At 63.5% G+C, this 11,882-nt stretch carries 11 protein-coding genes; 7 read left to right on the forward strand and 4 right to left on the reverse strand.

The features are described 5' to 3' along the window. Positions 1-155: 155 nt before the first annotated feature. Positions 156-1,670 (forward strand): amidophosphoribosyltransferase, encoded by a 1,515-nt coding sequence (purF, locus tag CHEID_RS01825; protein ID WP_420536391.1) that lies wholly within the window; start codon positions 156-158, stop codon positions 1,668-1,670. Next, positions 1,663-2,784: a phosphoribosylformylglycinamidine cyclo-ligase gene (gene purM / locus CHEID_RS01830; protein ID WP_112769616.1), complete on the forward strand. Its 1,122-nt coding sequence runs from the start codon at positions 1,663-1,665 to the stop codon at positions 2,782-2,784. The genes purF and purM overlap by 8 nt, the downstream gene beginning before the upstream one ends. A gap of 188 nt (positions 2,785-2,972) precedes the next feature. On the opposite strand, the gene CHEID_RS01835 is transcribed toward purM, so the two are convergent. Then, entirely contained in the window at positions 2,973-3,149 is a 177-nt protein-coding gene (locus CHEID_RS01835) for a DUF3073 domain-containing protein (protein WP_112769617.1), read from the reverse strand. A gap of 144 nt (positions 3,150-3,293) precedes the next feature. Continuing rightward, on the reverse strand, positions 3,294-4,631 hold the full coding sequence (gene ygfZ, locus CHEID_RS01840) for a CAF17-like 4Fe-4S cluster assembly/insertion protein YgfZ (RefSeq protein ID WP_273661211.1): 1,338 nt from the start codon (positions 4,629-4,631) through the stop codon (positions 3,294-3,296). A 96-nt stretch (positions 4,632-4,727) separates the two neighbouring features. On the opposite strand from ygfZ, the gene CHEID_RS01845 reads away from it, so the two are divergent. Continuing rightward, the gene (locus CHEID_RS01845) at positions 4,728-5,603 is read left to right on the forward strand and encodes an aminodeoxychorismate lyase (protein WP_273661212.1); all 876 of its coding nucleotides are present in this window, start codon (positions 4,728-4,730) and stop codon (positions 5,601-5,603) included. On the opposite strand, the gene CHEID_RS01850 is transcribed toward CHEID_RS01845, so the two are convergent. Further along, on the reverse strand, positions 5,600-6,304 hold the full coding sequence (locus CHEID_RS01850) for a heme-binding beta-barrel domain-containing protein (protein WP_112769992.1): 705 nt from the start codon (positions 6,302-6,304) through the stop codon (positions 5,600-5,602). The genes CHEID_RS01845 and CHEID_RS01850 overlap by 4 nt on opposite strands. Positions 6,305-6,343: 39 nt before the next feature. Next, positions 6,344-7,249, reverse strand: a complete 906-nt coding sequence (locus CHEID_RS01855) for an LmeA family phospholipid-binding protein (protein ID WP_112769993.1) — start codon at positions 7,247-7,249, stop codon at positions 6,344-6,346. Positions 7,250-7,464: 215 nt separating this feature from the next. Between CHEID_RS01855 and CHEID_RS01860 the strand changes: the two genes are divergently transcribed. The 4 genes from CHEID_RS01860 to pstC all read left to right on the forward strand — a co-directional run bounded on the left by CHEID_RS01860 (position 7,465) and on the right by pstC (position 11,871). Continuing rightward, positions 7,465-8,148, forward strand: coding sequence for a winged helix family transcriptional regulator (locus CHEID_RS01860; RefSeq protein WP_112769994.1), 684 nt, complete (start codon positions 7,465-7,467; stop codon positions 8,146-8,148). A 3-nt stretch (positions 8,149-8,151) separates the two neighbouring features. Further along, on the forward strand, positions 8,152-9,186 hold the full coding sequence (mshD, locus tag CHEID_RS01865; RefSeq protein ID WP_112769995.1) for a mycothiol synthase: 1,035 nt from the start codon (positions 8,152-8,154) through the stop codon (positions 9,184-9,186). A 323-nt stretch (positions 9,187-9,509) separates the two neighbouring features. Continuing rightward, a complete protein-coding gene (gene pstS / locus CHEID_RS01870; RefSeq protein WP_112769996.1) occupies positions 9,510-10,613 on the forward strand; it encodes a phosphate ABC transporter substrate-binding protein PstS in 1,104 nt (367 codons plus the stop codon). 187 nt (positions 10,614-10,800) lie between these two features. Continuing rightward, a complete protein-coding gene (gene pstC / locus CHEID_RS01875) occupies positions 10,801-11,871 on the forward strand; it encodes a phosphate ABC transporter permease subunit PstC (protein ID WP_112769997.1) in 1,071 nt (356 codons plus the stop codon). The last annotated feature ends 11 nt before the right edge of the window (positions 11,872-11,882 follow it).

Raw genomic sequence — 11,882 nt, forward strand, 5'->3', positions numbered from 1 at the left:
AGTAAGCGCACGTGGCATATAACGACAGCCAATGCGATCCAGGGGCGCGCGCCGGGTTTGGTGCCCGCTCCACTCGCGCCGAATTCCGCCGCTCTAGTGGTCGCTACGACGACCTCGGCGAACAGGAACCGCGGGAGGAATGCGGCGTTTTCGGGGTGTGGGCGCCGGGGGAGGATGTTTCCAAGCTCACCTACTACGGCCTCTACGCCCTTCAGCACCGGGGCCAGGAGGCCGCGGGGATCGCGGTGGGCAACGGGGACCAGATCGTCGTGTTCAAGGATCTGGGCCTGGTCAGCCAAGTCTTCGATGAGCAGTCCCTCGATTCCCTCAGGGGGCATATCGCACTGGGTCATACTCGCTACTCCACGGCCGGGGGAGCGTGCTGGGAGAATGCCCAGCCGATGTTCCGGATGTCCCCGGATGGCACGGACGTGGCCTTGGGGCACAACGGCAACCTCGTCAACCATCGGCAGTTGACCCTCCAGGCCGCTCGGCTGGGCCTGGTCGATCCGAAGACTAGCCCCTCCGACTCGGATGTGATGTGTGCTCTGCTTGCCCACAACACGTCCGAGGCCCACCCGTTGGAAGAGGCCGCGATGAAGCTGTTCCCGCAGGTTCGCGGCGCTTTTTGCGTAACGTTCACAGATGGCACCAGCTTGTATGCAGTGCGGGATCCGCACGGGGTTCGGCCGCTGTCGCTGGGCAAGCTCGCCAGCGGCTGGGTCGTGGCCAGCGAGACGGCCGCCTTGGATATCGTCGGCGCCGAATTCGTCCGGGATGTTGAGCCGGGGGAGATGGTGATCATTAACGGCGACGGGCTGCGCAGCCGGAAGTTCGCCGAATCCACTCGCAAGGGCTGCGTTTTTGAATACGTGTACTTGTCCCGACCCGATTCGGTGCTTAACGGCCAGTCGGTGAACGATACGCGGGTGGGAATTGGCGCGCAGTTGGCCCAGGAGGCCCCCGCCGATGGCGATCTGGTCATCCCCGTCCCCGAATCCGGTACCCCGGCGGCCGTGGGGTACGCCCAGGAATCCGGCATCCCCTTCGCCCAGGGCCTGATGAAGAATGCCTATGTGGGGCGCACATTCATTCAACCCAGCCAGACCATCCGCCAGTTGGGCATCCGGCTCAAGCTCAACCCTCTGCGTCGGGTCATTGAGGGCAAGCGTCTCATTGTGGTCGATGATTCGATCGTCCGGGGCAACACGCAGCGGGCCCTTGTTCGGATGCTTAAGGACGCCGGGGCGGCCGAAGTTCACGTTCGAATAGCCTCGCCGCCGGTGAAGTGGCCCTGTTTCTACGGCATTGATTTCGCTTCGCCCTCGGAACTCATAGCCAACAATGTGGACCCCGAGGACCCGGTCGGGCATATTTGCGAGGAGATCGGTGCCGACAGCCTGGCCTACGTGACCACGGCGGGCATGGTGGCCGCCAGCGGACAGCGGCGGGAAGACCTGTGCGCCGCCTGCTTCGACGGGATCTATCCGTTGGGTGTCCCGGACGACGACGCCGACGCGGAGGTGGTGCGGATGAGGTTGGTGGAGGAAGATCCGAACAAGGAGCCGACAAAGGGCGGGCACGATGTGCCGGTGCACGTCCTTCCCGCTGGGGAGCAAGAAACCGTTAGCGCCGAGCCCGAACGAGACCGGAGAACTCTCAATGACTGAACACGACAGCCACACTTCTGAGCCCACCGGCCCGGCAGCGGACGCGGGCCGCCCCGGAACCTCCGGCGGTGCCTCCTATGCAGCCGCCGGGGTGGACATCGAAGCGGGGGACCGGGCGGTAGAGCTGTTTGCCCCGCTTGCCAAGGCCGCCACCCGCCCGGAGGTCCGCGGTGGATTGGGCGGGTTCGCCGGGCTTTTCGCGCTTGGTGAATACGAAAAACCGCTGCTGGCTGCCTCCTCGGACGGGGTAGGGACCAAGCTCGCGGTGGCCCAGGCCATGGATAAGCACGACACTATCGGCCGGGATCTAGTCGCCATGTGCGTGGACGACCTGGTGGTCTGCGGGGCTGAACCGCTGTTCCTGCAGGACTATATCGCCATTGGCAAGGTGGTGCCCGAGCACGTCGCGGCGATCGTCAGCGGTATCGCCGACGGATGCCGCGAGGCGGGGTGCGCGCTGCTCGGCGGGGAGACGGCGGAGCACCCTGGCGCGATGAAACCCGGGGAGTACGATGTCTCCGCCACCGCCGTGGGAGTGGTGGAGGAAGCCAAGGTCATGGGTCCCGATCGGGTGCGGCCGGGGGATGTGGTCATCGCGATGGCCAGTTCCGGACTGCACTCCAACGGCTATTCTCTGGCCCGCCACGTGCTGCTGGAACAAGCGGGCATGCCCCTGGACGAACCCGTGCAGGATTTCGGCCGCACCCTCGGGGAAGAACTACTTGAGCCGACCCGCATCTACGCCAAACACTGCCTGGATCTCGCTAACGAGTGTGCCGTCCACACGTACGCGCACATCACCGGGGGCGGCCTGGCCAACAACCTGGCCCGGGTGATCCCGGAGGGCCTCGTCGCCGAGCTCAATCGGGGTACATGGACCCCGGGCCCCATCTTCCGGCTTATCGCCCGCACAGGTCAGGTGGCCCAGGAGGAGATGGAGAAGACCTTCAACATGGGGGTGGGCATGGTCGCGGTCGTCGCCGAGGACGACGCCGAGCGTGCGATGGCCATGCTTACTGCGCGGCACGTCTCCGCGTGGCGGCTGGGTCAGGTTCGAACCGCCGGAAGCTCAGAGCCGGGTGCGATTCTCACCGGGGAGCACCCCAGGGCCTAGTCGGCGCTTCCAGCCGGTGCCCGACCGGGCACGCTGCGGAGAGGCCCTTCACCGGTATGGGGCGGGGCACCCTCCCCGCAAGGCAAGTGCCGGTTCTAACGCCACAAGCCCGCTCGCGGATGATTTCCATCATCGCGGCGGGCTTGTAACGCGGGGATTAGTGATCGGCTCGGGCGCGCCAAGCGTAGCTAACGCTTGTCGCTCCAGTCGTCCCACCCATCCTCGTCGGCATAAGAAGAGTTGCTCTCGCCATCCTCAGAATTGGACAGCTCGCGCTGCAAACGCTCCAGGTCCATTTCTGGAGTGTTGTACTTCAACTGGCGAGCAACCTTGGCTTGCTTTGCCTTGGCACGGCCGCGACCCATGGCCTGACCCCCTTGGAGTTGGTGTGGCGACTCGGGAGTTCGGCCGCCAAAGATGTACATATGTGTCTAATTCCTGCCCTACACCATAGCGGGTAGCCGCGCGGAATTCCGAAACGGGCGGCGAAAACATGCGAAGAAAAGCTGCTAACGAGGGGAAATGCCGCGAAGTTTCGCAACGGCCCGCCGTCCGGGCTGCGCGGCGGTGTCTCGGTGGATGTCCGTACTATCCACTGCCACATCGATGCCGTCCGCGACCAAGGGTGGCACTGCCCCAGGATCCGTGGCCAGGCGGTCGATCACTGCCCGCTTCACGAGGGCCAAAGCAATCGGGCCGTAGGTGGCGTCGTAAACAACAGAACCAATACGACCGACCACCCGATTGGCGGCGCGGACCTCCGCCCCGACGGACGGCAGCCGCTCCTGGGAACCATCCACCTGCAACTGCACCAATACGCGCGGGGAACGGCCCAGGTTATGAACGCGGGAGACCGTCTCCTGGCCGCGGTAGCACCCTTTGTTGAGGTGCACCGCCGCAGCGGGGGCGGGTCCCTCCTCCGCCACGGCCTTCTGGGTAGCTCCGGAAAGGGCCCCTGAGCCGAGGAACAGCGGCACCTCGTGGGGAATGGTGCGCGCATCCAGGTCCGTATCGATCTGCGGTTCGCGGCCGCCAATCCGCAGCGCCTGGTAGGCCATCGCGCCCAGGGGCAGGGCCCCGCGCGTGTCGCTGCCCGGCCGAGTGAGAGCATCCCACGTGGCCGCGAACTGCTCTCGCGGTGACCACAGATCCAAGACGGGCACCGCGCCGAGGAACCGCAGCGCCCAGAAATCGACCGCCACGTCTAACGCCTCTGCGGACCACGCGCGGGCCACCGGAGGCAACTCGGCCAACTTCGCCTCCGAGAGAACCTCTCGAAGGCTTGCCCGCCCCCCGGCTCGCGGTCCTGGCGCCGTGCCGAGGCAGCCGGCGGGGAACACGGCGCTCAGCGGCGCGGCCTTGAGGGGGTTGACCTCCACCTGGGCCCAGAAGATCATGCGGCGCAGGTGGTCCGTCAGCTCCTCGGCGCGGGTGGCGGGGGTATCCAAAATCAACCGCAGGCCCTCGGGCCCATCGACCGCCAGGACGCGCAAGTAGTGCTCCACGTGACCTTGCCCGTCCAGGATGAGAGCCTCGGTGTACTCGCCCTGCCCAATGGCATCCACCTTCTGGGAGATGAGGTTGTTCAACCAAGCACTCGCCTCCGGCCCAGCCACCTCCAGGGCTCGGCGGTCCCACTGATCCACCAGCCCAATGCGGCCGTTTTCCCATTTGGCCTGCTCTCCCAAGGGATCCCCGTAGTGCCAAGCCGTGGGGCGCTGGAGGGCCTCGGCATCACCAGACGCTTCGGCGGCAACGGTCCCGTCGAGCGCGCTGGCCCCGGGAACGTGCGCCAGCAGCGGTGAGGGTGAATCGGCTGGGGGGAAGGCGGGGACGGGGTTAGTCATCGGGGGTACCTCATTTCTCGCACCACTCTAACGCGAGCCCGGTGGCGGTGTCGGTGGCACCTTCTTGTGCAGGTGGCATGGCTATGCTGGGGTCCCATGGTGCTTCCCCAGGATGGTTCACAGCGGTTGGTCATTGACGTGCTGGGCGGTGCGGAGCCGCGCGTTCACGACCCGAATGCTCCGCTGCTGTACGCCGACGACCTCGCTGCCGTGCGGGGTGACGGGATCTTCGAGACCCTCATGCTGCGGCAGGGGGAAGTTCGCAATGTGCACCGTCACCTCACCCGCTTTCGTAACAGCGCGGCGATGCTCAACCTTCCCGAGCCCGATCTGGAGCGTTGGCAGGCGGCCACGGACCTGGCCGCCCGGACCTTCGGGGGTGGCGAGGCTGCGCTGCGCTGGGTCTATTCCCGCGGGCGGGAATCCACTGGTTTGCCCACCGGGTGGCTGACTGTGGCACCGGTAGGCGACGAGATCATGTCCGCCCGCACTACCGGCGTGAAGGTCATGACCGCTGAACGCGGTTTCCGCCTGGACCTTTCCCAGCGCTCGCCGTGGGCGCTCATCGGGGCGAAAACGCTGTCCTATGCGGCGAACATGGCGGCCCTACGCGCGGCGAAGGAGAGGGGCCTGGATGACGTCATCTTCCTCTCGGACGAGGGCAACGTCCTGGAAGGGCCCACATCCAGCGTCATCGTGGCCGCAGGCGGGACCCTGTATACACCGCCGGTCGATGCGGGGATCCTGCCCGGGACTAGCCAGGCTTCTCTGTTTGCGCTGGCCGAGCAGCGGGGTTGGAGTACGCAGCAGAAGGCCATGACGGTGCCGGATCTTCTGAGCGCCGATGGCGTGTGGCTCGTGTCCAGCGTGCGTATCCAGGCTCGGGTCACCCAACTGGATGGGTGGGACCTGCCGCGGCCGGACTGCGCGGCGGAGGTGGAGCAGATGGCGACGGAGGCCGTGACCGGCTAACCCATGTGCCGGTAGAGCTCGGCGGACATCCACGGCACCAGTTCGCCGTGGATGAGCCGCTCGTCCACCCATCCGAGGTTGTTGTTGGGCATCAGCCCATAGAGGCGCTTTCCGGGGCCGAGGTCTGCGGGGCCCGTGGCGGTCACCATGGTGGATGCGCTCTCCAGTTGCCAGGCGCGTTCCGTCATGGGCTTGCCATACATGATCTCCACGATGCCGTCGGAGTGCGCGATAAGCAGTTCGATCTCGTCCGTCTCGGAGATCCGCCACCATCCGGCCTCCCGACGATCCGGGCCGGCGGGTTGCCCGTCATCGTCCATGCGCCAGGTGCGGGATTCATAAGCGATGCGGTTTTCCCCGTCGTGCGCGAACGTTAACTGCTGGCCGAAGGTGAACTCTGGTTCGCCGGGATTGTGGGCCTGCCCCTGTCCGCGCCATACCCCGATGAGGGGCAGTAGCGCGAGCAATCCATCGTGCAGGTTGGGGCCGTGCCGCAGATTTGCGGTGTCTTCTGGGATGGGTAGATCCCCGAACCCGGGCAGGTTTTTCCCGGCGGTGCTCTTCGATTGCTCGGCGGCAAGGTTGACTGTGTCGTTGCCACTCAGCGGGGTGGCTGCAGTCTCAGCCGAACCGGGGTTGGCCGATGTCGGCGTGGCCGGTTCCGCGTCGGCTGGGTGGGGGTCGGGGAGCTCGGAATTCATGACATCAACCCTAAACGATGCGCGGATGGGGACGTGACGCTAGAGCCCCGGCCGTTCCTCCTGGGAAAGGGGGCGTGTGGGTGGGGCCAGGTCCAACATGCTGACCTTTGTGTAATACCGCTCCGATTCGACATAGGCGGAGCCGCCGGACACGTAAGCCCGCATGGGGTGACCTCCGTGAAAGGGAAGGTCCTTGGCCCGGAGTACCAGGCTGAAGCTATCCAAGATCCGTTTGCGGGCGGCGGCGTCCATCTGGTCGGCGCGGACAATAGGCGCATCAGCGGCTGGAGAGGCGGGGGCGGAGATAACGTTGACTGCGGAGAAGTACACGTCCCCCTGCTTCAGTCGGAGGGTCATCTCCACGGTGGCCGGTTTCGCGTATCCGCGGGGGGTTCCTTCGAACAGGGCTTCCGTCTCCCAGCCCCCTCGGGGGGAGATGTCGTCCTTATTCTGGATGAGCAGGTCGTTAACACCCATCTTGGCACCCAGGGAGACGCCGTCCAGTTGGAGGCGGGTGAACACCTTTCGCGCCGGCGCGTCGGTGAATTCCCCGCTGAGAACTGCCGAGCTGGGCACGGTGACGTACTGCGCGGAGGATTGCACGCTGAGCAGCCCGTAACCGGGCACGTTGACGTCCCTAGAGGTGACGGTGATCGCCTGCAGTTCGTGGGTAAAGGCGGAGGCGAGGTAAGGAAAGCCCGCCATCATCACCTTCGGCGGATTGGGCAGGTTGGAATTGCGATAGATCTGCTCCGAAACATTGTGTTCGGCCCGCGCGGCGATGAGGGCGTCTACAATTCCCAGGACGACAACCAGGGTCGCGACGGCGACTATCGATTTCTTCCACCACGCCCACCGGCGGCGTTGCCGGAAACGGCGGGAGGCCCGGATATGGGTGGGGGCCTCTCGCTGCCCATCGGGCGCGTCGTCGACACGAGTGCTCATCGCTATCAGTTGTACCGCACTGCCTACGGCATGAGTGCTTTCGCCGTTCGACGGGCGGGGTGGTGCGGCGGGTCGGTTCGCTAGGGCCTCCTGCTTCCCCGCCGCGGTAGACAGCTTGGACTAGTTTGAGGCAGTGCGCTGGGCCGAACGGGATTGCTTGGCTGTTAAGATACCCCCGACGGCTCTGGCCTACAGCGGGTAGAGGAGGCTCCCCCATGATCATCGCAGTCCTCAGCGATGCCTCGGACGTATCGGGTGTACTGCCATCCTTAGCTCTGCTGCCCCACAAGATCGCGCTGCACCCACTGCGCTCCAGCTCTGTTCGGGACATTCACGGTGCCGACGTAGCCCTAGTAGATGTAACTGGGACAAACCTGCTGGCCGCGCGAGACCTGTGCCGTGGGGTTGCGGCGGCATACCCCGAGCTACCCATCGCCGTGGCAATAGCAGAGTCCAGCGTGATTGCGCTCGATGGCTCCTGGGTAGTCAACGATTTCCTGCTGCCGGCCGCCAGCCCGGTGGAAGTGGACGCGCGGCTGCGGCTTCTTCTGCACCGGCAACTGCCGACGGGAAATAACCCGGAGGATAGCCATGTCGCGAGCATTGGCGGGCTAAATATCGACGAGACGACGTACGTGGCTCGCGTCGACGGAAAGCCGCTGGACCTTACCTACAAGGAGTTCGAGCTCCTGCACTTCCTCGTTCGTAACCCCGGGCGGGTCTACAGCCGGGAACAGTTACTCCAGGACGTTTGGGGCTATGACTATTTTGGGGGAGCGCGTACGGTGGACGTTCACGTCAGGCGGCTGCGCGCGAAGCTCGGTCGGGAGTATGAAAAGGTCATCGCGACCGTTCGTAACGTGGGTTATAAGGCCGTAGATCCCGAAGAAATGGAATAGACCATGCAACCTGCGGAAAGCACCATCAACGTCATTGACGAATTGCATAGCAAACAGGAATTATGCGGGGCAGTACTCAGGGTGGTGGGCGCCGCCGAGGAAGCTGACGGGGTTGCTCCGCTCAGCGAGGCATTCCTGCGCGGCATTCAGGAGGACCTTGGTCACCGGCATCTAGTGGCCGTTGATGCGAACCATCCTCAGGAGGTGTGGGGGGTACTGGCGGTGGACCGGGATTCGGTGGTGGAACTGGCGGTACTTCCCGAGCATCGCCACGAAGGAGTGGGATCGGCACTGATCGATCGACTCCGACAATTGGACGGAGATCACTGCCCGATTGACGTTTGGGCACATGGAGATCTGCCGGCAGCGCGGAAGTTTGTCGGAGCGATGGAGGCCCGGAAAACTCGTGAGTTGTTGAAGATGTCCTTAGAGGTGACCGCTGGGTCGGGGACCCGAGAGCAGTTGCGGGAACGGGTGACGCAAGCTGAGAAATTCGTTGCGCAAGCCGGCTACCGGGTAATGACTTATCCGGAAGCTGCCGCGGAGTTTGGGGAAGAGACGGTTGACCGCGAATGGCTGCGGGTGAACAACGAGGCCTTTGCTTGGCATCCCGAGCAGGGGGGATGGGATCTGCCCAGGTTGGAGCAAGCCCGGGCAGCTCGGTGGTTTGACCCCAACGGCGTGATCTCGCTGTGGAAAGGGGAGGAGCCGCAGTGTCTGGGGTTCCACTGGACCAAGATCCCGGAAGGTGCTCAGGAGGGCCAAGAGGGAGGAGAGGACAAGGCGGGGCAGGGCGGCCATGAGGGCGAGGCGGGCCTCAAAGAGGGTGAGGTTTACGTGGTCTGCCTCGCCGACGCAGCCCGTGGGCAAGGTCTCGGCGGGCCCATCACACTGCTTGGGATGGGCTGGTTGCTGGAGTGCGGTGTAGAGCAGATTAACCTGTACGTCGAAGGGGCGAATGCCCCGGCGATAGCCACTTACGAGAAATTGGGTTTTCAAATTACGCACACGGATGTGGTGTATCGAGGCTACCTCTAGGACCGGAAATGGGCAGAGGCGGCCCCTTTTCCGGTGGTTTAGGTGCGGGGAGTGGGTTTGCGGCCCTGACTGGCGCGCACAACGCTGCAGACCAGGGCGGGTTCATAGCCGACCATTTTAACGTTCATCTACTGTTCACTCTGGTGAGGCGTGCTGTCCATCAAGGAACCCTAGGTTTTTAAGCGTTGCATAAACGTTCCCTGGCAGCGCCAAGCTTCGTGCGGCCCATGTGAGGATGGGGCGCAGATCCAAAGGGCTGTCGCTTCCGGAAAACGTGAGTGTCACACGATCCACGTTCGTATGACTATTCGGAGGAAAAATCCGTGAAGATCACCCTCAAGCGCTCCGGCGCAGCCGTCGCTACTTTGCTGGCCGGTTCCATTGCCCTGACCGGCTGCTCGAACTCTAATGACTCGAGCTCCTCCAACGAGGGCGGAAGCGATCGTCAGCTCGAGCAGGCCAGCGGCGAACTGACCGGCGAGGGCGCAAGTTCCCAGCAGAACGCGATGGAGAACGTCTTTGGTCCCGCGTTCTCTCAGACCGGTGCTACGTTGGCCTACAATGCCACCGGGTCCGGCGCTGGCCAAACCCAGTTTGTGGCTGGCCAGGTTGACTTCGCTGGCTCGGACTCTCCATTAAAGGAGGATCAGGTGGAGAAGGCCGCCAAGCGTTGCCAGGGCAATGAGGCATGGCACCTCCCGATGGTTATCGGCCCGGTCGCTGTGGCCTACCACCTCAACGGTGTAGACAGCTTGAACCTGTCCTCCGCCACAATCGCCAAGATCTTCAAGGGCGAGATCAAGAAGTGGAATGATCCGGCGATTGCCGCTGAGAACTCCGGTGCTCAGCTGCCCGACAAGGAAATCAAGGTCGTGTACCGCTCTGATGAGTCCGGCACTTCCGATAACTTCCAGAAGTACCTCAAGGCGTCTGCTCCCGAGGTGTGGGACTCCGAGGGTAAGGCCTTCCCGACGGCCGTAGGTGCCGGCGCTAACGGCTCCACTGGCGTTGCCGATGAGGCCGCCTCCGCTGACGGTGCCATTACTTACGTTGAGTCCGGCTTCGCCAAGCAGAAGCCCGAGCTGAAGATGGCCAAGATCGACTTTGGTGCCGGCCCGACCGAGCTCAACAAGGACACTGTCAACAACGCTCTGGCCAAAGCCCAGTTCAAGGGCGACGGCAACAACCTGGTCGTAGACTCTAAGGCGCTCTACGGCATCAAGGAGAAGGACTCCTACCCGCTGGCCCTGACGACCTACGAAATCGTCTGCTCGAAGGGGTACGACGGTGACAAGGGCAAGCTGGTGAAGAACATGATGTTCACCATCCTGGACAATCAGAACGACAAGCTCGAAGAGGCCGGCTACATCCCGGTCAAGGGCGAATTCAAGGACAAGCTGGAGAAGGCCATCGAGGCACTTCAGTAACGCACACCGTTAGACCAACGGGTATGAAGCCGCGGGCCCGCACCGATGTCGCTAGGGCCTGATTCTGTAGCCCCCGATCGTAATTCAACGCGAACGGGGGTTTCGGTGCGCAATGGCGGCTCGGCACCCACAGACTCTCATTGCGTTATTCACCGTGTTGCATTGCAACCGTAGTTAAGGAACCACCATGGCAAACGCCAATCAAGCCGATGTCGAGCGGGAAGCGCAGCTGACGGCTGCAGCTACCCCGCTGGAAGCGCAAGACGTCAACTCTGCGGACGTCGGGCACAGTCAACGAGCGGGAGATTCGGGCGTCAAACGTCCAGGTGACCGCATTTTCGAATGGCTCTCCACCGGCTCCGCAGCCCTTATCACCGTCATAATTGCCCTCATTGGCCTGTTCCTCATCCTCCGCGCCGTCCCGGCACTGAACCGCTTGCGAAACGGCCTCGGTAGCTTTTTTACCTACGGAGATGCCTGGAACACGAACTACATCGCAAATGACGGCGGGTGGATGCAGTTCGGCATCCCAAATCTTTTCTTCACCACGATCACTGTCTCTATCGTCGCCCTGATCATTGCGATGCCAGTTGCCCTGGGCGTGGCGATCTTCCTCTCCAACTACTGCCCGAAACGGCTCGTCAAGCCCCTCGGCTTCATGGTGGATCTGCTGGCAGCAGTGCCATCGATCGTGTTTGGTATTTGGGGCATCTACGTTCTTGGCCCCTTCCTCGGCCCCTTCTTCGAGTGGATCAATAGCTGGGCGGGCGGATTCTTCCTGTTCAGTACGAATCAGGCATCCCCGGACTTCGGCAGTAGCCGCAACTTGTTCACCGGTGGCATCGTACTTGCCATCATGATTCTGCCGGTCATCGCCGCCACCACCCGTGAGGTCTTTGTCCAAACGCCCAAAGGGCAAGTGGAAGCCGCGCTGGCCCTCGGTGCTACCCGTTGGGAAGTCGTCCGTATGACAGTGCTGCCTTTTGGTCTTTCGGGTTTCATCTCCGGTTCCATGCTGGGACTAGGACGAGCGCTGGGCGAAACCATGGCCTTGTACATGGTCATCGCCTCCGCACCGGGATTCCGGGCGTCGCTGTTTGACGGTGGTACAACCTTTGCCACCCAGATCGCTCTCGCTGCTCCGGAGTTTAACGACAACCTCCGTGCCGGTGCTTACATCGCCGCGGGGTTGATCCTGTTCATCCTCACGTTCTTGGTAAATGCCGCCGCCCGTGCCGTTGTGGCCAGAAAGTCCTAGGGGTAGAAGAA

The sequence above is a fragment of the Corynebacterium heidelbergense genome (assembly GCF_028609845.1).
Taxonomy (GTDB): Bacteria; Actinomycetota; Actinomycetes; order Mycobacteriales; family Mycobacteriaceae; genus Corynebacterium; species Corynebacterium heidelbergense.